General features: G+C 46.6%; 17 protein-coding genes. 12 read left to right on the plus strand and 5 right to left on the minus strand.

Annotated features, from left to right (window positions below; all coding sequences use genetic code 11):
- Window positions 1–100: 100 nt before the first annotated feature.
- On the plus strand, window positions 101–1,069 hold the full coding sequence (locus ACFPTP_RS02515) for a M15 family metallopeptidase (protein ID WP_381441858.1): 969 nt from the start codon (window positions 101–103) through the stop codon (window positions 1,067–1,069).
- Between the two features lie 45 nt (window positions 1,070–1,114).
- On the opposite strand, the gene cls is transcribed toward ACFPTP_RS02515, so the two are convergent.
- Window positions 1,115–2,566 (minus strand): cardiolipin synthase, encoded by a 1,452-nt coding sequence (gene cls, locus ACFPTP_RS02520; RefSeq protein ID WP_381441860.1) that lies wholly within the window; start codon window positions 2,564–2,566, stop codon window positions 1,115–1,117.
- 248 nt (window positions 2,567–2,814) lie between these two features.
- Between cls and ACFPTP_RS02525 the strand changes: the two genes are divergently transcribed.
- Window positions 2,815–4,143 (plus strand): L-cystine transporter, encoded by a 1,329-nt coding sequence (locus ACFPTP_RS02525; protein ID WP_381441934.1) that lies wholly within the window; start codon window positions 2,815–2,817, stop codon window positions 4,141–4,143.
- Window positions 4,144–4,184: 41 nt separating this feature from the next.
- Here the strand turns inward: ACFPTP_RS02525 and ACFPTP_RS02530 are convergent, their stop codons facing one another.
- A complete protein-coding gene (locus tag ACFPTP_RS02530; protein ID WP_381441861.1) occupies window positions 4,185–5,402 on the minus strand; it encodes a helix-turn-helix domain-containing protein in 1,218 nt (405 codons plus the stop codon).
- 187 nt (window positions 5,403–5,589) lie between these two features.
- Here ACFPTP_RS02530 and ACFPTP_RS02535 point away from each other — a divergent pair, with 187 nt between their 5' ends.
- The 5 genes from ACFPTP_RS02535 (at window position 5,590) to ACFPTP_RS02555 (ending at window position 11,824) form a co-directional block, all read left to right on the plus strand.
- Complete coding sequence (locus ACFPTP_RS02535) at window positions 5,590–6,891, plus strand: MFS transporter (protein WP_381441863.1); 1,302 nt, start codon at window positions 5,590–5,592, stop codon at window positions 6,889–6,891.
- Window positions 6,892–6,975: 84 nt separating this feature from the next.
- Window positions 6,976–7,824, plus strand: coding sequence for a DUF2268 domain-containing putative Zn-dependent protease (locus tag ACFPTP_RS02540; protein ID WP_381441864.1), 849 nt, complete (start codon window positions 6,976–6,978; stop codon window positions 7,822–7,824).
- A 150-nt stretch (window positions 7,825–7,974) separates the two neighbouring features.
- Window positions 7,975–8,985: a serine hydrolase domain-containing protein gene (locus tag ACFPTP_RS02545; protein ID WP_381441866.1), complete on the plus strand. Its 1,011-nt coding sequence runs from the start codon at window positions 7,975–7,977 to the stop codon at window positions 8,983–8,985.
- A gap of 91 nt (window positions 8,986–9,076) precedes the next feature.
- Entirely contained in the window at window positions 9,077–10,468 is a 1,392-nt protein-coding gene (locus ACFPTP_RS02550) for a TldD/PmbA family protein (protein ID WP_381441867.1), read from the plus strand.
- 3 nt (window positions 10,469–10,471) lie between these two features.
- A complete protein-coding gene (locus ACFPTP_RS02555) occupies window positions 10,472–11,824 on the plus strand; it encodes a TldD/PmbA family protein (protein ID WP_381441868.1) in 1,353 nt (450 codons plus the stop codon).
- Window positions 11,825–11,883: 59 nt separating this feature from the next.
- Here ACFPTP_RS02555 and ACFPTP_RS02560 read toward each other — a convergent pair whose 3' ends face one another.
- Window positions 11,884–13,044, minus strand: coding sequence for an MFS transporter (locus ACFPTP_RS02560; RefSeq protein WP_381441870.1), 1,161 nt, complete (start codon window positions 13,042–13,044; stop codon window positions 11,884–11,886).
- Between the two features lie 275 nt (window positions 13,045–13,319).
- Between ACFPTP_RS02560 and ACFPTP_RS02565 the strand changes: the two genes are divergently transcribed.
- Window positions 13,320–13,460, plus strand: a complete 141-nt coding sequence (locus tag ACFPTP_RS02565) for an Lmo0850 family protein (protein ID WP_201024334.1) — start codon at window positions 13,320–13,322, stop codon at window positions 13,458–13,460.
- A gap of 204 nt (window positions 13,461–13,664) precedes the next feature.
- Here the strand turns inward: ACFPTP_RS02565 and ACFPTP_RS02570 are convergent, their stop codons facing one another.
- Together ACFPTP_RS02570 and ACFPTP_RS02575 are read right to left on the minus strand one after the other, a co-directional pair.
- Window positions 13,665–14,846, minus strand: coding sequence for an FtsW/RodA/SpoVE family cell cycle protein (locus tag ACFPTP_RS02570; protein ID WP_381441871.1), 1,182 nt, complete (start codon window positions 14,844–14,846; stop codon window positions 13,665–13,667).
- Window positions 14,847–15,071: 225 nt separating this feature from the next.
- Window positions 15,072–16,259 (minus strand): FtsW/RodA/SpoVE family cell cycle protein, encoded by a 1,188-nt coding sequence (locus tag ACFPTP_RS02575; protein ID WP_381441873.1) that lies wholly within the window; start codon window positions 16,257–16,259, stop codon window positions 15,072–15,074.
- A 210-nt stretch (window positions 16,260–16,469) separates the two neighbouring features.
- Here ACFPTP_RS02575 and ACFPTP_RS02580 point away from each other — a divergent pair, with 210 nt between their 5' ends.
- The 4 genes from ACFPTP_RS02580 (at window position 16,470) to ACFPTP_RS02595 (ending at window position 21,463) form a co-directional block, all read left to right on the plus strand.
- Window positions 16,470–17,534, plus strand: coding sequence for a D-alanine--D-alanine ligase (locus ACFPTP_RS02580; protein WP_381441874.1), 1,065 nt, complete (start codon window positions 16,470–16,472; stop codon window positions 17,532–17,534).
- A gap of 12 nt (window positions 17,535–17,546) precedes the next feature.
- Window positions 17,547–18,920 carry a UDP-N-acetylmuramoyl-tripeptide--D-alanyl-D-alanine ligase gene (locus ACFPTP_RS02585; protein ID WP_381441876.1) on the plus strand — a complete coding sequence of 458 codons (1,374 nt, stop codon included), beginning with the start codon at window positions 17,547–17,549 and terminating at the stop codon, window positions 18,918–18,920.
- Entirely contained in the window at window positions 18,917–19,621 is a 705-nt protein-coding gene (locus ACFPTP_RS02590; protein WP_381441878.1) for an alpha/beta hydrolase, read from the plus strand. The genes ACFPTP_RS02585 and ACFPTP_RS02590 overlap by 4 nt, the downstream gene beginning before the upstream one ends.
- Before the next feature lie 357 nt (window positions 19,622–19,978).
- Window positions 19,979–21,463, plus strand: coding sequence for a degradosome RNA helicase CshA (locus ACFPTP_RS02595; RefSeq protein WP_381441879.1), 1,485 nt, complete (start codon window positions 19,979–19,981; stop codon window positions 21,461–21,463).
- Window positions 21,464–21,504: the final 41 nt, after the last annotated feature.

A 21,504-nucleotide genomic window follows, 5' to 3' on the forward strand; every position in this document is an offset into this window, starting at 1 on the left:
AATGATAGCATACACGGACTTGAAAGAACATCGTCATATGGGCGATTTATTCATATTTAAAAATGAGAGATACCTAGAGTAGAAGGAAGGCCAACAAAAGATGAACCGTAAACGAAAATATAAAAGCGGCAAGAAATCCAACAAGACATTGACAATTACACTGCTTTTGACGAGTTTACTCATGACAGCGATCGTTGTCTGGATCGGCATGAATGATTGGGATGTAAATAAAACATTAAGGCAAGTAGGCATCGGTGAAACGGCAGCGCCGCCTATGGAAGAGCAGGAAGCGGATGACATGGAAGAGCAGGGAACGGTAGAGGAAGAACCTGAAGCGCCGGAAGAGGAAACGCCGGCTGTCGAAGAGGAACCAGCTGTTGAAGAAGAGCCGCCGGCAGAAGTCAAAAAACCGGAAACGAAGGAGCCTGAGAAAAACGCCACTCCTGCAAAGCCTGCACCAAAAGTAGAAGAGAAGCCGAAAGTGACGCCGAAACCGCCGGCGACTCCGAACAAAAGCGGTTATATCGAAGGTCAGAAGCTGCCGGATAAACCGACAATCATTAACGGCATCCTCATCGCGAATAAGAAACATCCTTTGCCAAGCACTTACGCTCCGGGCGAAAGCAAAGAAGCGAGGGCGGCATTCGATGAGATGGCGGCCGAGGCAATGCTTTCAGGCTTCAATCTGACCCCATTCAGTACGTACCGCTCGTATGAATACCAAGTTTCGTTGTACGACCGGTACGTCAAAAAGGACGGCGTGGAAGCTGCGGACCGCTATAGCGCGCGCCCCGGCTATTCCGAGCACCAAACTGGCCTCGCGTTCGATATTGGGGAAGTGAACTTCGAAAAATATTGGGCTTCTTCCAAATTCGGGGAAACGGAAGCGGGTAAATGGGTAGCGGCAAACGCACACCGTTACGGTTTCATCCTCCGGTACCCGAAAGGCAAGGAACATATTACCGGCTACATGCATGAATCATGGCATTTCCGCTATGTCGGAAAAGAGATTGCCAAAGAAGTCTTTGAGCGTAACACCACGTTAGAAGAATATCTTGGTTTACAATGATAAAACCTCCTGCGTCCGGTAAAAAGGATGCAGGAGGTTTTTCGATTATAGGATCGGCGACAGTAATCTTGAAACCGATTCTTTGATTTTGATCCATCGTGTCCGTTTCAAATACATGTCGTACGTCAGCTCCGTCGACAATTGCATATCCTGTTCGAACAGTTCGGCAAGCTCGTGGGACTTCTCGCGATCATAAATAAATGCATTGATTTCGAAATTCAGCTTGAAGCTCCGCACATCGATGTTCGCCGTACCGACTGTCGACAATTCGTCATCGACGACAATCTGCTTCGAATGGATGAAGCCATTTTCATAAATATACACTTTCGCGCCGGCCCTTAACAGCTTTCCGACATTGGAATACGTCGCCCAGTACACAAACATATGGTCAGGCTTATTCGGAATCATGATGCGAACGTCCACCCCTGATAGACATGCGATACGTAAGGCATCAAGGAAACTGACATCCGGGATGAAGTACGGCGTCTGGATATAAATGTACTCCTTTGCGAGGAAAATCATCTTTAAATAGCCGTCCTTGATCTGTTCCCACTCGGCGTCCGGGCCGCTCGATACGATTTGCAGCCCGACCGACCCTTTCCGCGGAATCGCCGGGAAATAGCGCTCCGCGTATTCGATGTCTTCCATCTCGGTCGCTTGGTTCCAGTCGAGGATGAACCTTGTTTGGAGCGGATGAAGTGCGCTCCCTTCTATACGGAGGTGCGTGTCGCGCCAATAGCCGAACCGTTTGTCCAGCCCTAAATATTCGTCTCCTACGTTGAAGCCTCCGACATACCCGATACGACCGTCGATGACGACGATTTTCCGGTGATTCCGGTAGTTGAGGCGGGGGTTGATCAAAGGAAGGATGGCTGGGAAGAATGCCGCCACTTCACCTCCGCTATCGATCAATTCCTTCAAATGTTTAATGCGGAGTCCCCGAGAACCGATGTCGTCAAACAGGACGCGCACTTTCACGCCTTGCTTCGCTTTTTTGATGAGGACGTCAAGAATGCGGGTGCCCAATGAATCCAACCGTAAAATATAATATTGAAAATGGATATGGTCTTTGGCGTTTTCAAGATCATTCAGCAAGGCATCGAATTTTGCGACGCCGTCATTAAAAACCTGAACATCATTATCTTGCGTCAAAACAGCATGGTTATTGCGAAGATGGAGGTAAATCATGTCTTGGTAATGCGCTGTGTCATCCAGCCTGAAATCGAATGTCCCTTTCTCGATCGATTCAATTTGGTAATCAATCAACGTTTCAATGCCGATCCGATTTTTCCCTTCCCATCTGAACAAGTGCTTCTTCCGTAACTTCCTTCCGAATAATAAATAGATGATAAAGCCGAATAAAGGTACGAAGAATAGGACAAGAAGCCATGCCCATGTTGCGGTGGGGTCTCTTCTTTCGAGGAAAATCAGCGCAATCGCAAGGAAGATGTTCAATATGAAAATGGAAGTTACCGTAATCGTTATCAAACTGGCCATAAATGCCCTCCTTATGTGACTGCTTACTATTAGTATACCGAAAACCTACCGAAAAAGAAGGGAATATCATCCACGTGTACCATTCATGTGGAATAAAAATAAATTAATCCTACTTGACTGATATGGTTTAAGGGTATATAGTCTTTTTATAGTTTTTATTTATTCCTGAAGGGGGAACAGAAGTGGATACATTTTTACTGCTTGTAAATATAGTAGCGTTGTTACTTTTAATAGGACTTCTATATACTATGCATCGGAAAAAGGTTTCGTTTTCTAAAAGGGTTTTCACAGGTCTTGGCCTTGGAATCCTATTGGGTTTCATCCTGAATATCGCTTACGGTGCCGACTCAGAAGTGCTGGCGAAATCGGTCAGCTGGTTTAATATCGTAGGGACTGGCTACGTCAAACTTCTACAGATGATCGTCGTCCCTCTCGTGTTCATCTCGATTCTTGGGGCATTCACGAAAGTGACGATCGGCAAGAACTTTGGAAAAATGGCAGGGATGATTTTAGGGATTCTTGTCGGTACGACTGCCATTGCTGCAGTCATCGGTATTTCGGCGTCGTTGCTGTTCGGCCTGGACGCATCTGAAATTGTTCATGGCGAGGCGGAAACGGCACGTGGCGTCTCCATCGAGGAACGTTCCGCTGAAATGGCTGGCAAGGCATTGCCGGACCAGATTTTGGATCTATTGCCTGCGAACCCGTTTCTGGATTTCACAGGAGCACGTCCGACATCGACGATCGGTGTTGTCATCTTTGCTGCATTCCTCGGTTTTGCTTATCTTGCATTGACGAGACGGGATGAAGAGAACGCGAATTTGGTGAAGAAGGGGATTGATGCCCTTTATTCATTGATCATGGGTGTTGTGCGGATCGTATTGCGCTTGACGCCATATGGAATTTTGGCGATCATCGCAAGGACGGTTGCCACATCGGATTTTGCGGCGATCTATAGCTTAGGGAAATTCGTCCTTGCTTCGTATGTTGCATTGCTCGTCATGTTCCTGATCCATTTGATTATCATTACGATTTCCGGATTGAATCCAATTACGTATGTGAAGAAGACGGCGGAAGCTTTGCTGTTTGCATTCTCTTCAAGATCGAGTGCGGGTACTTTACCACTTAACATCAAAACACAAACCGATCGTCTCGGAGTTCCTGATGGAATTGCGAACTTTGCCGGCTCATTCGGATTGTCGATCGGACAGAATGGCTGTGCAGGTGTGTATCCGGCGATGCTCGCTGTCATGATAGCACCAACTGTCGGTCAAAATCCATTGGAGCCGACATTCTTGATCACATTAATTGCGATTGTAGCGATCAGTTCGTTTGGAGTTGCCGGAGTCGGTGGCGGAGCTACATTCGCGGCGATTCTCGTTTTATCCGCTTTAAATCTACCGGTCGCGTTAGCAGGTCTATTGATTTCGGTTGAACCGCTGATTGATATGGGACGTACAGCGTTGAACGTAAGCGGTTCTATGACTGCGGGCGTGACGACTGCTCGGGTAAGCGGCGAATTAGATAAGGAAATTTACAATGATTCATTGGAGCATCAGTCGATTGAAGGTGCTTGATGAAAAAATGCCGGGGATGCATATCGCTTCCCCGGCATTTTTTATTCTTTGTGAATCAATTCATACGTCTCCATAATAAAATCCTTATACGGCGTTCGTGGCATATCGGAAATATTGCTAACCGCAATGTCGATTGAACGGAGCGCTTCGGTTTTATTCCCTAAAGCCAAGTGGCAAAGCGCCGCATACGCATCTTTTTCGTAGAAGATGGATAAATCGAATGGATGGTGGATGTAATCTGCAATCGTCACTTGTCCGAACCAGGATAATGCCTCTTCGTATTTCCCTAAACCATACGACACCTTGCCTTTCTCCATGAGGATATATGATGTGTCCGAATTGTTGGCATCGTAATCGGATAGATACTCATCGAGAAGATCCGACGCCTCCGAGTACGCATGTTGATAGGTCGTTAAATAATGGATTTTCCCATACTTAGTAAAAAAAACAACTTCTTCGTCATCCGCAAACTCTCCATAGAGCAAAAGCTTGCGCTCATAATATTCCATGGACTCAACGTCTTCATTCATCATGGCGTGAAAAGTCGCCAAACGGTATAAGTGATCGATGTGATAAAATACTTTCTTTTCCTTGGAAAATTCAATTCCTTCATTCATGATACGAATCGCGTCCTCCGCATTTCCGACCGCATAGTGAAGGATCGCTTCATAGTAATCAAAATCAAGACGGGTGAGGGGATCAAAAAATCCGTTTCGCGCTTCGATTTCGGACCGGTTTTCCAATAAAATTGAAAGGGAATTCTTGTAGTCATGCTCATTGAACTCTACCATCGCAAGGAAAATCCCGACAGTTGCAAGGCGACGAGTAATATTCATTTGGTCGTAAATGTCCGCAGCCTTTTCTAAGTATGTCCTCCAACCATCTTTTTTCTCGTAGTAAAGGGAACGACCGTAAATATCATATATCCTGGCAGCTTCATAACTTGCCGTCAATTTCTCAACGTACGGCCCAAGTAATGCTAAGACCTGTTCATGTTCATCTGTCAGTACTTCAAAATCCACAGTTAAAAGTTGCTCTGCAGTTTTCAACACTTCCTGCAATTCCTGCCGGTTCGTCTCTTCCAATAGCTCGGATGTTTCCACACCAAGCCGCTCCGCAATATACGATAAACTCTCCATCGATGGATTCGCTTTATTGTTCTCGATTAAGCTAAGCATTCCTTTTGTCAGCTGGTCTCCCGCCAATGCTTCCAATGTCATCTTCCGCTGTTTTCGCAGCGTCCTGATCCGTTCGCCCAATGTATTCAGCAGGAACACCTCCAATTATGTTCAATAAATCAATTGTCCCCGTTTCAAATCGAGAACAACCGTCATACACTAATTCTGTGCATCTTGTTTAATTATATTAAACTTCTTCTTGCAATGGAAGTGGGAGCGTGATATTATTTGTTTAACCAAATTAAACTTATTGAATGGAGTGACTATTTTGAGTGAAGCGATAAAGTTGAAACGAGCCACTTATCATCTGTGGACGTTCACCATAAGTAAGCTAATCTCGTCGTTCGGTGCGCAAGTATATTCGTTTGCAATTAGTTTTTACATCTTACAATTGACGGGTTCTGCAACAAGCTTTGCGACAAACCTGATTTGCAGCATTTTGCCAAGAACACTTATGGCCCCGTTCGCTGGTTATGTTGCGGATAAATATTCGAGGAAGACGATTGTCATAACAGCGCAGATTGCAACTACGCTTGCGATTGGCGGCCTGTTAACCGTAAGCCTTGTTTCAGGCTTGTCGCTCATTGCGATTTATACGACAACGGTTATTTTATCCATCACATCGACTTTTTCCGGCGTCACATTTACGTCCTCGATTACTGGACTTGTCGATGAAAAACGTATCCAGAAGGCAATGTCGATGAACCAGATGTCGATTTCATTCGCCGCAATCGCGAGCCCTGCAGCGGGTGGATTGCTGTATGGCACTGTGACAATGCCAGTATTCCTAATCATCTACATGATTGCATCCTCTACTGCGGTCTTATTGGAATCAACGATGAACTTTACATTGTTTGCGAAACGTAAGGAAGTTGTGGAAGGGGAACCGAAAGAATCGATGCTTCAAAGTATGAAAGCAGGACTCTCCTATTTACGACTGCAGTCGCTCATCATGACGATCATTTGGATTTCGCTCGTCATTAACTTCCTGTTTGGGGCATTCCAAGTTGGGTATTCCTTCATCCTCATTGAGAAGATGAAAATGGAGTCTACACACTTCGGTATTACGGAAGGTGCCTTCGCCGTAGGAATGTTACTCATGTCGATCTATATGTCTGTGAGAAAGGAATTTAAATATCCTTTATTGATTGGTAAATGGGGGATTGTATCGATGGGGTTCGTGATGGGAGCGGTGGCTTTGCCTTTGCTCGTAACTTTCCAGTATAACGGGATGTTCGCTTTTTACGCTGTCCTAATGTTCAGCTTTGGCATCCTGATGATATTTATCAACACTCCGATCCAAGTGATGATGCAAAAAATGATAGACGACGATTACAAAGGCCGCGTATTCTCCATTTTGGAAACGATGGCAATGGCACTAATGCCGCTCGGTATGGTACTGTTCGGATTCTTGTACGACGTCTTGCCTGCCCAGTGGATCCTCATTGCGTCTAGTGCAGTCCTTATCATCGTCGTATTCATTATGGCAAGGCCATCCGTCGTTCGCAAAGCCCATCCAGAGTTGGATAAAACAAAAGTCGTTAAACCGGAAATTGTGCATGAACAATAGAAAAGCGCATGGGGGAAAGAAGGCCTTTGCTCTCTAAATCACGAAACAGTATCATGATGAACTGATGAAAAGGGGGATGGGGTAATGAATGACATTGAAGTAGTGAACATGGTGCCAAAGTTTTTATCCTTTTATGAGAAGGCGGAGGCATCGGACGGCACGATGGATTCCATTTTTGCATTATGGGAGGAGCACTACAATTTCGCTGCAGTTCCTCCGGGGGATGAAGGACGGCAAATGGCACGCGAGATGGTCGAGGGGTCATGGAAGCAATATGGGGAAGTCATTCCGGTATTAAAGTCATGGAAACTGGATGAACAGCGGATCGAAGAGGTGCTTCAGAAGGTGAAGGCCACTTTAGGCTATGAAGACGCTGTTTCAATTTCTGTCATTTATTTTGTAGGTGCTTTTGATGAAAATCCATTCGTCGCTCCAATTGGTGATGGCAGGTTGGCGCTATGCCTACCTGTGGAAACGGGTACATCGGACATTGTTTTGGCACATGAAATGACGCATATCGTCCATGCGAAGACTGCGAATCTAGCAATGGCGTGGGAACGATCCATCGCCACAACGATCCTACAAGAAGGATTGGCAATGCGGGTCAGTCAGGCACTCGTGCCAGGCCATGCGAATGAGGACTACGCTGAGCATAAGGAAGGTTGGCTGAAAGCGGCGAGCGTAAAGGAGGTTGAAATCTTGCAAGGCATCCTCCCGCACGTCAATGATTCCTCATCAGAGGCAGTGATAAAATTCACTTTTGGCCATGGTGAGGCGGGACTTGAACGGGAAGCGTACTACGTCGGATGGGTACTTGTAGATTCCTTGTTGAAGAATGGGGTTTCATTCAAGGAAATCGCGGCCATTCCGGAAGAGCATATGCCGGAATTTGTGAGGGGGAAAATTGAGGGGATGTTAGTTGCTTCCCAGTAATGAACTCTTATATGGATACCTAGATTGGGGGAGAATACTTTTGTCTTCCCCTTTATATGTTGGTAATGAAGTTTGAAGCCGCTGTTAGCTTTCCTTTCAGAGGCTTTAGCTGAATAACTTAATTCTGATCAATAGGGGAGAGCAAGTAGCATGGTTGAATTCAGCGATAAAACATTGCGGCAAATTAAAAAGACTTGCAGAGGAAAAAAGCATTTAAAATTAACCGTTGGATACGTAACAGACAATCATTCTGTCATAAAAATCTTTAATGAGAACGGAGAACTTGATCCATCAATCAAGTGTTCCTATGAAATCGGGTCTATCACAAAGACGTTCACTGCTTCCTTACTATCAAAATATGTGTATGAAAACAGGCTATCATTAAACGATTCAATACAAAAATATATAGAAGAACTTGAAGAGGATAGGTATTATCCGTCTTTGCTCCGTCTTGCTACTCATAGATCCGGTTATTCGGCTACATTGCCGATAAACAAACGTGAATATGCAAAGCTTATATTAGGCTTGATACGTGGCGGCAGCGACATGAATAAGAACAATCCGTTAAACGCTGACTTTAACAAAATGAAAACGCTAATTGAAACAACAAAATTAAAGGACGCGGATTATTCATGGAAATACTCGAATTTCGGCATGTCGATTATTGGATATGTGCTGGGGATTGTATCAGGAAACGGTTATTGGGACACGATGAATGACTATATTCATGGAGAACTCGGACTCACTGACACATATTTAGGAACCGACAAGAATAATCTACATGGTTATGACAGGAAGAATAATGATTGCGGGAACTGGGAATGGACCAAGGAAAATCTTATATCGCCTGCTGGTGCGTTAAGTTCAACGGCTGAAGATTTACTTGAATATGCGAAGATAAACATGTACGAAGTAAAACCTTACTTCCCGAGTTGTCATGAAAAACATAAAAAAGGAATAAATAAGCATGATATGGGCCTTGGCTGGATGTGCTTAAAGAAAAATAATAATATTATTTTTCATGGAGGAGCCACAGGAAGCTTTAGTAGCTTTTTAGCGATGGACAAAGAGAAAAAGGCCGCTTCCGTCGTTTTAGCTAATTATCGGTTAGGGATGAATAATGAAGAGAAAATCGGATTTTCTTTAGTAGACAGTTTATAGGGGAATCGCAAATTCAAAATGAAACTATTTTCATAGGGAGTCGTATATCTATACATGCAGTTAACAGAAAAATAGGAAGTGGGGGAAAATTATGCTGAGCAAAGCGCTTATTGAAGATGTGTTGCAAGCTGCACTTGAAACAGGCGGCGATTTTTCGGAAGTGTTTGTTGAAGATCGGTACACGAATCGGATGGTTCTCCAAAATTCCCGATTGGAGAAAAACTTATCCGGGCGGGATTTCGGAGTGGGAATCCGTGTGTTCCACGGGTTGCAGAGCGTATACGCTTATACGAATGATTCCTCAAGAGAAGGGCTGCTGAAAGCTGCCCGTACGGCTGCGAAAGCCATTCAAGGGAAAAAGGATGGGAAAACGACAGTGATCCCGCTTCTAAAAGAATCGGTTATGACGCTTCATCCGATAAAAATCATGCCCAATGAAGCAGCAAAATCCCGAAAGCTTGCCGTCATGCGAAATGCGAATGATATCATCAGAAACTATGATCCGGAAATCGTGCAAGCGATCATCAACTTGATTGACGAGGAGCAAAATGTGCTCATTGCCAACTCGGAAGGGAAATTTGTGGAGGACAAACGGGTAAGGAGCCGGATGTCTATGGTATCCATCGCTTCAGATGGCGCGGATATGCAGACGGGCTTTTATGGTCCGGGAGCATACCAAGGTTTTGAGTTCATTGAAAACCTCGATCTCAACCATTATGCGAAGGAATCAGCCCGGATTGCCAAAACGATGCTCCATGCGGATCCGGCGCCGAGCGGGAAGTTCCCTGTCATTATCGACAATGAATTCGGTGGCGTCATTTTCCACGAAGCTTGCGGACACAGCCTGGAAGCGACAGCGGTGGCGAAAAATGCTTCGGTATTTGCGAATAAAGTAGGGGAAAAAGTGGCGTCAGATCTCGTTACATACATCGACGACGGGACGCTTGAAAACGAGTGGGGTTCGCTCAATATCGATGACGAAGGGGAAAAGTCCCGCAAAAATGTGCTTATTGAAGACGGCATTCTGAAAGGCTACATGATCGATAAATTGAACGGCAGACGGATGGGAATGGAGTCCACAGGCTCAAGCCGCAGGCAATCGTACAGATTTGCTCCGACATCCCGGATGACGAATACGTATATCGCTCCTGGAAAATCCACGCCTGAAGAAATCATAGCGGATACGGAATATGGGATTTACGCGAAGTACATGGGCGGCGGTTCCGTTAATCCCGGGACGGGGGATTTCAACTTCGCCGTCAATGAGGCGTACTTGGTCAAGAACGGAAAAATTGAGAGGCCGATCCGTGGGGCGACGTTGATTGGAAACGGTGCGAAAACGATTCTGGATATCGATCGCGTCGCCAATAATTTAGGCCATGGTGCAGGCATGTGCGGCGCATCAAGCGGCAGTTTGCCGGTGAATGTCGGGCAGCCGATGGTGCGTGTCAGTGAAATTACAGTCGGCGGAAAGGAGGCGTAAACGATGAGCATTGAACAATTGAAGGAGCAACTGTTTACTGAAGGGGAAAAGATGGGTTTCACAGATCTTGAACTCTATTATGAGAAAAAAGAGAGCCTCACCATCGGGCTATTCGAAGGGGAAGTGGATGAATACGACTTTTCCGATGTTCAAGGTGCGGCGGTACGAGGGCTGTTTGATGGGAAAACAGGCTATGCTTATACGGAAAGTTTTGATGAGAACTCGGTTTCATTCTTGCTGAAAAACGCGGCAGAGAATGCGGGATTGGTTGAAAATGAACCGGAAGAATTATTCACTGAACAAGCGCAGTATGAAGAAGTTCAGTTCTACAGTCCGGAACTGGATGCAGTCAAACCGGAGGATATGATTCAATTCTTGCAGGAAGTGGAGAAGAAAATCCTGTCGCATGACCAACGGGTAACGAAGATCACCGCATCCCAAATGCGGACACAGAAATCGGAAAAGGGCATTTACCACGATAAAGGGTTGGAACTTAAGGAAGCGAATAACTTTTTACTCTTTTACGTCTCAATTCTTGTCCAAGAAAATGAAGAATTGAAATCCGGCTTTGTTTTTAGGATCACGAAGGATTTTAATGAACTGGACGCAGAGAAAGTTGCAAGAGAGGTCGTAGAACAGGGCTTAAGCAAGTTGGGAGAAAGAAATTATCCGAATAAAAAATACCCTGTCGTATTGAAAAATGATGCAGCGGCTTCCCTTTTGTCTACATTCACATCCTCTTTCTCGGCACAGGCTGTACAGGATAACCAGTCCCGCCTGAAAGGAAAATTAGGCGACAAGATTGCGGCGGATCATGTGAATCTGATTGACAACCCGTTTCTTCCAGCCGGGATTCAAAGTGCAACGTTCGATTCGGAGGGGGTTCCGACGCGAAAGCTTAACATCGTAGAGGATGGGAACTTACAAACCTACTTCCACAACTTGAAAACGGCGAAAAAAGATGGCGTGGAGACAACTGGCCATGGACATCGCAGTTCCTATCAAGGCTCTGTTGAAGTAAGCCCGTCCAATTTCTATATCGAGCCTGCGAACCAAACGTACGAGCAGCTTTATGCGGGAATTGAGAAAGGCATCATCATTACTGATTTAGCTGGATTGCACTCCGGAGCAGATCCGATTTCAGGCGACTTCTCATTGGCGGCAGACGGTTACTTTGTAAAGGACGGGAAGATTGTCGGCGCGACGAAGCAGATGACTGTAGCGGGAAACTTTTTTGAAGTGCTCCGAGATATTGAGGAGATCGGCAGTGACCTGCAATTCTCACCGTTCAGTTTCAGCGGGTATATCGGTTCTCCTTCCCTGAAAGTGAAGGGCTTGGCCATTACGATTGATTAAGTAAGTAATAAAAGGCACAGCATATTTGCGCGATGCATATGCTGTGCCTTTTATTTTATTTATGCGGAACGCAATGTCTTCGAAGACTTGTGATACATGAAAATGAAGACGATCGAAATGACCGCAAGTGCAGCGGAAATATAGTAGATCTCGCCCGTCATCCTCGTGAAGAGCCATGTGAATACAAGGGGTCCGATGATGCGTCCCATATTGTCCATCGAATACGTCATGCCGGCAGCCGTCCCATACTTCCCGCCGGATTCCTTCGATGTCAATGAAACGAGGACCGTCCGCGCAAGCGCGTTGCCTGCCGTAAAGACGCTGAGCGCAACACCCGCCCAGAAAAGGCTGCCCGAGAACGGGATCAAAATGAGTCCGATGGCGGTAACGATTTGGCCGCCTAAAATCCATTTCGTCTCCGACCCGTTCTTCACGCGTCGTACGACACCGCCCTGAATGGCCGCGTCAACGAATCCGCTTGCCATGAATAAATAACCGATTTGCTTCGGGGTGATTTCAATCGCTGAAATCTGGAACAATTGGAATGTGGATTCGATTCCTGCAAGAATCAACGTCACCATGAAGGATATCAGGAATAAGTTCCGGATGCGGTATTGCCAAAGCATCGCGCCGCCTTTCGGGAGAAGTGCGCGTTTATTCGCCTCGCCGAGACGCTCGGGCTCTTTCAGGATCGAGCTTGCGTAGAAGACTAGTAACAACGTCAAAACGCCTGAAGCGATGAACGGCAGCTGCAAGCTGTAGTGGCCAAGTACCCCGCCGATTGCGGGGCCGAAAATGAATCCAAGCCCAATCGACATGCCGAGCAAGCCCATATATTTATTACGATTCTCCTCCGTCGTCATATCCCCGACAAATCCGGTAACCGCCGTATACAATGCCCCGGAGAAAATCCCTCCGACGACCCGCGAAAGGTACAGCAATGTCAGATTGTGAATAAAGAAGGCGAACAGGAAGAAGCTCAGACTGAAGCCAATGAGGCCGATGATGATCAGTTTCTTTCGTCCCGTCCGATCGGATAATGAACCCCAGAGCGGAGCGGTGAAGAAGGATGCAAGTGAATAGACCGTCAGCAATCCGCCTACATGAATTTCGGAAAGATCCTGCTGCACAATCACTTCAGGCAAAACGGGAATGATGATGCCGAATCCGAGATATACGAAAAATTGAACGGACATTAAGAGTAAAATTGATTTTTTCATGTATGTACCTGCTTTCAGTAAACATCAATATGACCATTTTACTCTCCCTGTCGCTTAGTGACAAAGGAAAAGGTGTTTGTACGGAATCTTTTATTTTCCTTCATGTATAAAGCTTTTACAAAAGGCGAACAATTTGTAACAGAATTGAAAGATTTAAAAGTAGACAGGAGTGGTATGATGTGTATAGAAGAAAATTGGCATGATTTTCATTTCAATGATGAAACTTTCCAATGTATGATACGTCAACAACATATAGAAAGGTCGAGGTGGAAAAGATGGCGAAAGAAAAAGTTGATTTGAAAAAAATCATCTCCAACTTGGCGAAGTTGGGTGTTTCGGCAACAGCAACGAAATCCCGTATGGAAATGCTGAAAGCCCTCGCGCCACCTGCAAATGACCCGCAAATACAGTCATAATGAAAAACCTCCCGCAAATTGCTTGCGGGAGATTTTTTTGTCCTTTTTCGTTATTGTCTAGCTCCAACGACCAGGTCCTCGGGTCATAAGCTAAAGTTGCTGTGTTGCAGTAACCATTGCTCCTAACGCTTCGCTTTTACTCGCAAAAGCCGTTCTTCGTTACGGCTTTGCCTGTCGGACCTAACCGGTCGTTTCCGCTTTTCGTTATTCTTCATCCTCCGAACTAAACATGTACGTCCGATGGTGGAATTTCATGCTGAAGACGAGGCCGATGGCGAGCATGTTGCCCATTAATGAACTGCCCCCGTAACTGATGAACGGCAACGGTATACCTGTGATTGGCAGCAGCTGGGTTGTCATGCCGATGTTTTCGAACACATGGAATGTGAGCATGGCGATGATGCCCGCACAAAGGTATGTGCTGAATGGATCCTTCAGTTCTAGCGTGATTTTCGTCATGTGATAGATCAGGAAGAAATAGAGACAGATGACGAGGCTTGCGCCGATGAATCCCCAGTCTTCGCCAATGACGCTGAAAATGAAATCGGTATGGCTTTCGGCGACATACACTTCACGCCCTTTGAACCCCTTCCCAAAAATCTCCCCTGAACCGATGGCGTTCAACGATGTGATGAGATGGCGCCCTTCATTCGACGCATAGGAATACGGATCGAGCCATGAGTAAATCCGTTCGAAGTGATACGGCTTGAAACCGAATTTCGCCAAAAACTCCTGCGCATAAAGCGCCATCCAAAGAAGTGTTCCTCCTAAGGCGGCAGTGCCGATAAAAATCGGAAGGATGATCCGCCAAGTGATGCCTGCCACAATGATCAACGCAACAGTGATGGCGATGAAGACAAGTCCTGTTCCTAAATCGGGCTGTAACATGATGAATAGGAAGGGAAGCGCAAAAACTGCAGCGATTTTGCCAAGCAGCAGAAAATCTGTCTTCAACGTCTTTTCCAAATAGCGTTCATGGTGCTTCGTAATTGTGCGGGCCATTCCGATAATGAAAAATGTTTTCATGAATTCAGCCGGCTGGATGCTGCCTAGTCCTGGCAGGTGGAACCAGCTTTTCGCCCCGTTTCTGCGGGCGACAAGTTCCATGCTTTCGGGCAAAATGAAGAGCATTGCCAAAATGAATATACCGCCGCCGTAGATGATCCAGGCGGCTTTCTTGTATTGCTCCGGCTCCAAGTACATCGTGACGGCGATGATGACTGCCCCGACGGCGTACCATTGGATTTGCGACGGGATGAAGTTGATGCTATATTGCCCTGTCGTCTGAGCGGATGCGATGGCGATGATGCTGATCACGCCGAAAAGAAGCAAGATGAATGCAAGCGGCCAATCAAATCGATCTACAGGTTTTTTATCTATATTCATATATTCACCTTATCAGTTAGTTGGATTGGCGTGGAAACCACCTATTATTATAACGGAAAACGGTGGACTTGTACTTACTTTTATATAAGTCAATTATTAAATTATTCACAGGCTAGCTCCATGTGGCAGCTGTTCGGGTCATAAGCCGGTCCTGCTGTACGGCAAAAAGCGCCGTTTCGCAGTTCCGTCTTATGCCTGTCGCAGCTGGACGCCACATTCCGCTTTCTATTCTTCCTCTGATTCGAACATGTACGTCCGATGATGGAATTTCATGCTAAAAATCAGGCCGATGGCGAGCATGTTGCTGAAGAGCGAGCTGCCTCCGTAGCTGACGAACGGCAATGGAATTCCGGTGATCGGCAGCAGTTGGATGTTCATGCCGATGTTTTCAAAGACGTGAAAAGCGATCATCGCAATAACGCCCGTGCATACATATACACTAAAAGGATCTTTCAGCTCAAGGGCCACTTTCGTCAAATGGAAAATCAGTATGAAATAAAGAAAAATGACGATGCATGAGCCGATGAAACCGTACTCCTCACCGATGACGCTGAAGATGAAGTCGGTATGGTTTTCTGGAATATACACTTCCCGGCCGTGGAACCCTTTGCCGGACAGTTCGCCCGAGCCGATTGCCGTCATCGCCTGAATCAGGTTATATCCCTCGTCGGAAGGGTATGAGTAAGGGTCGAGCCATGAATAGACGCGACGGAATTGATAACGGTCGAAACCGAGTACGTTTTCCATGAAATCTTGGGCATACACCGCCATCCAAAGCAAACTTGCGCCAAGTGCCGCGCCGCCCGCAAAAAGAGGGACGATGATCTTCCAGGAAATGCCTGCCACGAGAATAACCGCAACCGTAACCGCGATGAATACCAACGACGTGCCAAGGTCGGGTTGCTCTGCGATAAAGAACAGCGGGACGATCAATGTGAGGCCGATTTTTCCTAATAAGAGAAAGTCCGTTTTCATCGTTTTATTCAAATGGATCTCTTGGTGCTTGCTGACGAGCCGCGCCATCCCTAAAATGAAAAATGTCTTAATGAATTCGGAAGGCTGGATTCTGCCGATGACGGGAAGGTTCAGCCATCTTTTGGCGCCCATCCGGATTTCAGCGATTTGTCCGGCGCCTCCTGGGGCGACCATGAGGAACAACAACAAAAGGATGCCGAATCCGTAAAGGGGCCAGGCAAGTTTCTTATATTGTTCCGGCTCCAAGTAAATGGTGGCGGCGATGATGAGCGAGCCGACGACATACCACCTGACTTGAAGGAGTGCGAAATTGATCGGCCCGTATTGTTCCGCGGTCTGGGCGGATGCAATCGCAAATATCCCGACGATTGCGAGCAAAGCTAATATGAAGGCAAGCGTCCAGTCGAAACGGTCGGACGGCTTCTTTTGGAGATTCAACAACATTCACCTTTTCTACTGAACTTGTAATTAGTATGTAAAGTATAACGCAATTTGCGTGTGTAATCATGCCTTTCAAAGAGACGTTTGGCTTGCCGGGAAGTTGCCGGATGGAAAAAGGGTCCTTCCGAATCATGCGATTTTACGAACGGGCCGGCTGTTTCGTGGTAAACTAAAGGAACGAAATCTAACGGTAAGTGAGGGAATTTGATGAAAAAGAAACTGGGTTTAGTGTACGGCGGGAAATCCGCGGAGCACGAAGTATCCCTATCAACTGCCACGGCGGTAACAAATGCGATTGACTTTGATAAATATGAAGTGATTCCTGTCTATATAACATATGAAGGCGAATGGAGGAAAGGGGAGCCGCTAGCCGCGCCAGCGGAGTCGATTGAACAATTGCGTCTCGCGCGCGAAGGCGGGAAACCGGACTGCATCCAAGACTTTCTGAATGGAAACGGGACGCCTGACATTATCCTGCCGCTATTGCACGGAACGAACGGGGAAGATGGAACGGTTCAAGGCTTGTTCGAGGTGATGAACATTCCGTATGCAGGAAATGGCGTGCTATCTTCTTCCGCGGGGATGGATAAAGTGATTATGAAGCAGCTTTTCGCCCAAGTCGGGCTGAAGCAAGTCCCTTACGTCCATTTCATCCGCAACCAATGGAATAAGGACCAAAACTATTGGATTGAAAAGATGGAGAAGGAATTGACGTTCCCGATGTTCGTGAAGCCGGCAAATTTAGGCTCAAGTGTCGGCATCAGCAAAGCGACAGATCATGACAGCCTTATCAAAGCTGTCGAATTCGCACTGAAGTTCGACCGGAAAATCATTGTTGAGCAAGGGGTCACTGCGCGTGAAGTCGAAGTCGGCATCCTTGGCAATGACGATCCTAAATGCTCCGTCCTCGGGGAAATCAAACCTGTGGCGGCGTTTTATGATTATGAAGCGAAATACCAGGATGGCAATACAGAATTGCTCATCCCTGCGCCGGTGACGGACAAAGTGGAAGCGACATTGAAAGACATGGCGATCCGCGCATTCAAAGTGCTCGATTGCGCTGGCTTAGTGCGGGCGGACTTCTTTGTGACAGCTCAGGATGAAGTGCTCATCAATGAGATCAATACGATGCCAGGCTTCACGCCGACGAGCATGTATCCGTTGCTTTGGCAAAACACAGGCTTATCTTACCCGGAATTGATCGACAAGCTGATTGAACTGGCACTCGAACGTCATGAAGAAAAGAAAAAGATACAATATACAATGGATTGAGTGTGATAGATTGTGAAACGATTATTGACTGAACTTGCAGGATGGCTGCAGTCGGAAGGGCAATTAATGGACGGTGTGCTTGTAAGCGGAGTGTCTTTCGATACGCGCACATTGAAAGAAGGCGATCTGTTCATCCCGTTCCGCGGTGAACAGGTGAATGGCCACCAATTCGTTCAACAAGCGATTGATAAAGGGGCGGCGGCGTCCCTTTGGATGAAAGATGAACCGGACGCGCCAGCAAATATCCCTCTTATCTTCATCGATGACCCGGAACTCGCGATGCAGCAACTGGCGCGCTCCTATCGGGAAAAGCTTGCATGCAAATTTATCGGCATCACCGGCTCGAACGGCAAGACGTCGACGAAGGATTTGGTTGCAAGCGTTCTTTCTCCGTATTTCAATGTGCGTAAGACGGAAGGCAATTTCAATAATGAATTAGGGTTGCCGTGGACGATTCTTTCATTGGAAGAAGATACAGAAGTCGCCGTCCTTGAAATGGGGATGAGCGGGTTTGGTGAAATCTCCTTCTTATCGGATCTTGCGAAGCCGCATTACACCGTCATTACGAATATCGGCGAAGCGCATATGCAGGATCTCGGTTCCCGGGAAGGGATCGCAATCGCTAAATTTGAAATCATTGATGGACTGCAGGAAGATGGGAAGCTTTTCTATGATGGCGACGAAGTGCTATTGCAGGCGCTCGTATCCGCCCATCCGAAGCTTGACGCGGTTTCGTTTGGACATAGCGAAAATGCGGGTCTTTCTCTTGGCGTAATGGAATCGGGAGATGAAGGAAGCCGTTTTACTGTCAAAGGAAAGATCGATGGCAGTTTTACAATTCCCGTTTTCGGTTCTCATCAAGTGAAAAATTCACTTGCGGCGATTTTGATTGCGCATGAACTCGGACTAAGCAATGAGCAGATCGATTCGGCACTCCGTCAGGTGAAGCTCACGGATATGAGAATGCAGCCGGTCGTTGCCGAGAACGGAGCGCTTTTCATCAATGACGCATACAATGCAGCGCCGACATCTATGGAGGCGGCTCTCACTTTCTTGCAGGAAACGAAGCTTAGAAGTGAAAAATGGGCTGTTTTGGGAGATATGCTGGAACTTGGTGAAAATGAACGGCATTACCATGAATCAATCGCCCGGCAGCTTGGCACTATAAGCTTGCAGGGAATCCTATTATTTGGCCCGCGAATGAAATGGCTTTATGACGAGCTTCAGAAAAATGGGAATGAAACAAATGTCATCTGGTCGGAAAACGACTATGATCCGTTGATTGCGACGCTACTTTCTTCCATTGACGAAAATTCAATCGTCTTGTTGAAAGGATCGAGAGGAATGGAGCTTGAAAAGGTCATGGATGGTGTATTGAAAGCATGAAAACAGGTGTGCTGTTCCTCCATGGATTTACCGGAGGAACCTTTGAGGTCAGTCCTTTCATTCGATATGTGGAGGAAAGGACGGACTGGATCACTTCCGTGCCGATTTTGCCGGGGCATGACTTTCCGGTCGATTTAAGCAAGGTTACTGCGGAAAATTGGATGATGGAAGCGGAGCTCGCCCTCAACCGGTTGAGGAAGGAAACCGACCGCATCATCATCGTCGGTTTTTCGATGGGAGGCATCATTGCGCTTTACTTGGCTTTGCGCTACAACATCGAAAAGCTTGTCTTGCTCAGTGCGGCGGCAAAGTATATCAGTCCGCGCTACCTTCTTGAAGACGCTGCTGTCATGCTGTCTGAATCCGTAACGAAAAATTACCCGCCGAACACGTTCTATCATTTGTACGACTATAAATTACGGCATACGCCGCTTCATGCCGCGAAGGAATTTGTCCGGGTCGTCAAAATGGTGGAACCGTACTACGGAAAGATCACTGCGCCTGTCTGCATCGTGCAGGGGAAGAAGGACGGCATCGTTCCGTTTTCAACAGGGGAGCATCTATTGCGTTCGCTCGGTTCCGCCCAGAAGCAGCTGATCGTATCGGAAAACGGAAAGCATCATATTTGCTACAGTGACGATCGGCTCGAATGGTTCCCGAAGGTGTATGAATTCATGAAGAAAGACTACGGCGAATTCTGATTATTTCTTTTAAAGCGGATTGATTGCGGATGACCGGCAGGCGTGATAAACTACTATGAGTATTGGATACATTTACACAAGACTCTTCCGGTGGCGAAGAGTACTTTTTTTTGAATAAAACGGTTTAGTGTCTCCCGGAGCACCACCCCGGAGCAAAACCCGATCGGCAAAGACCAGCTTTCCTTTTCACTATAGCCTCTGAAATTCATGAAGTTCAGCCCTTTGAACTTTTGCCCACTCCAGAGAATACAAAATATCGGAAACGTTCCCATAGAAGTTTAAGGCTCGAATTTGCCGTGCTTTCATTTGCAAATGTAACCAATTGCTAAATGAAGAAATCAAAGGAGATTGAGAAGTTTGACGAAATTTTCAGAACTAAATATTAGCGAATCCACACAAAACGCACTAATGCGTATGGGATTTGAAGAAGCGACACCGATCCAGGAAGGCACAATCACATTCGGCATGGAAGGCCGCGATGTAATTGGCCAAGCACAGACAGGTACGGGTAAGACTGCTGCTTTCGGTATTCCGATCATTGAAAAAGTCGATGTGAATAATCCTGCAGTACAAGCTTTGGTTATTGCACCTACACGTGAATTGGCGATCCAAGTATCCGAAGAAATCTATAAAATCGGATATGGCAAACGCGCACGTGTGTTGACTGTGTATGGCGGCCAGGAAATCGGGCGACAAATTCGAGCATTGCGCAATAATCCACAAATTATTGTCGGAACTCCGGGACGTATCCTTGACCATATTAACCGTAAAACGTTGAAATTGAGCAATGTAAATACGCTTGTCCTTGACGAAGCGGATGAAATGCTTAACATGGGCTTTATCGAAGACATTAACACGATTTTGGCAAGTGTTCCAGATACTCGCCAAACACTTCTATTCTCGGCGACAATGCCTCCTGCAATCCGTAAAATTGCTGAGACATTCATGAAAGAGCCGGAAGTTGTTAAAATCAAGTCCAAAGAGATGACTGTTGAAAACATCGACCAATACTTCGTCAAAGCACAGGAAAGAGAGAAGTTCGACGTTCTTTCACGTTTGTTGAACGTCCACCAACCTGAGCTTGCCATCGTCTTCGGACGTACGAAGCGCCGTGTCGATGAGTTGGCGCACGCATTGAGCATCCGGGGCTACTTGGCGGAAGGAATTCATGGCGACTTGACGCAAGCGAAGCGGATGTCAGTCCTTCGCCAGTTCAAAGATAATAAAATCGATGTCCTTGTCGCGACAGACGTAGCGGCACGTGGATTGGACATTTCGGGTGTTACACACGTTTACAACTTCGACATTCCACAAGATCCAGAAAGCTATGTTCACCGTATCGGCCGTACAGGTCGTGCAGGTAAAAGCGGTATGGCGGTTACATTTGTAACGCCGCGTGAAATGGGTTACCTCCGCGTTGTTGAAGAAACAACGAAGAAACGGATGACTCCACTTCAGCCGCCGACAGAAGACGAGGCATTGATCGGCCAGCAACGTCTTGCGATGGAGCAGCTAACCGAGATCATTGAGAAAAACGAATTGAACGATTACCGCACATTAGCGGCAGAGCTTCTTGAAAAATATGAAGCGAAGGATATCGTCGCGGCTGCAATCAGATCGTTGACGAAAGAGCCGGATGATACACCTGTCAAAATTACGGAAGAGCGCCCATTGCCTTCACGCAAAACTTCTTCCCGTGATCGTGGCGGTTTCAAAGGAAGCCGTGGCGGCGGACGTTCTTACGGCGGTGGACGCGGTTATGGCGGAGGCGGCGGTTCACGTCGCGGAAACCGTGACGGCGGCGGACGCAGAGACCGTTCAAGAGGCAGATCGGAAAGATAATATTCAACCCCGGAGAGATGAAACTTCATCCCCGGGGTTTT

Origin of the sequence: Sporosarcina koreensis (assembly GCF_042655825.1) — a bacterium.
GTDB lineage: Bacteria > Bacillota > Bacilli > Bacillales_A > Planococcaceae > Sporosarcina > Sporosarcina koreensis.

What these genes read in the sequence shown, in the direction of transcription:
- cls (WP_381441860.1), bottom strand. Translation starts at nt 2,566, where the DNA reads ATGGCCAGTTTGATAACGATTACGGTAACTTCCATTTTCATATTGAAC.
- ACFPTP_RS02515 (WP_381441858.1), top strand. Translation starts at nt 101, where the DNA reads ATGAACCGTAAACGAAAATATAAAAGCGGCAAGAAATCCAACAAGACA.
- ACFPTP_RS02560 (WP_381441870.1), bottom strand. Translation starts at nt 13,044, where the DNA reads ATGAAAAAATCAATTTTACTCTTAATGTCCGTTCAATTTTTCGTATAT.
- ACFPTP_RS02525 (WP_381441934.1), top strand. Translation starts at nt 2,815, where the DNA reads ATGCATCGGAAAAAGGTTTCGTTTTCTAAAAGGGTTTTCACAGGTCTT.
- ACFPTP_RS02550 (WP_381441867.1), top strand. Translation starts at nt 9,077, where the DNA reads ATGCTGAGCAAAGCGCTTATTGAAGATGTGTTGCAAGCTGCACTTGAA.
- ACFPTP_RS02590 (WP_381441878.1), top strand. Translation starts at nt 18,917, where the DNA reads ATGAAAACAGGTGTGCTGTTCCTCCATGGATTTACCGGAGGAACCTTT.
- ACFPTP_RS02540 (WP_381441864.1), top strand. Translation starts at nt 6,976, where the DNA reads ATGAATGACATTGAAGTAGTGAACATGGTGCCAAAGTTTTTATCCTTT.
- ACFPTP_RS02555 (WP_381441868.1), top strand. Translation starts at nt 10,472, where the DNA reads ATGAGCATTGAACAATTGAAGGAGCAACTGTTTACTGAAGGGGAAAAG.
- ACFPTP_RS02570 (WP_381441871.1), bottom strand. Translation starts at nt 14,846, where the DNA reads ATGAATATAGATAAAAAACCTGTAGATCGATTTGATTGGCCGCTTGCA.
- ACFPTP_RS02545 (WP_381441866.1), top strand. Translation starts at nt 7,975, where the DNA reads ATGGTTGAATTCAGCGATAAAACATTGCGGCAAATTAAAAAGACTTGC.
- ACFPTP_RS02565 (WP_201024334.1), top strand. Translation starts at nt 13,320, where the DNA reads ATGGCGAAAGAAAAAGTTGATTTGAAAAAAATCATCTCCAACTTGGCG.
- ACFPTP_RS02580 (WP_381441874.1), top strand. Translation starts at nt 16,470, where the DNA reads ATGAAAAAGAAACTGGGTTTAGTGTACGGCGGGAAATCCGCGGAGCAC.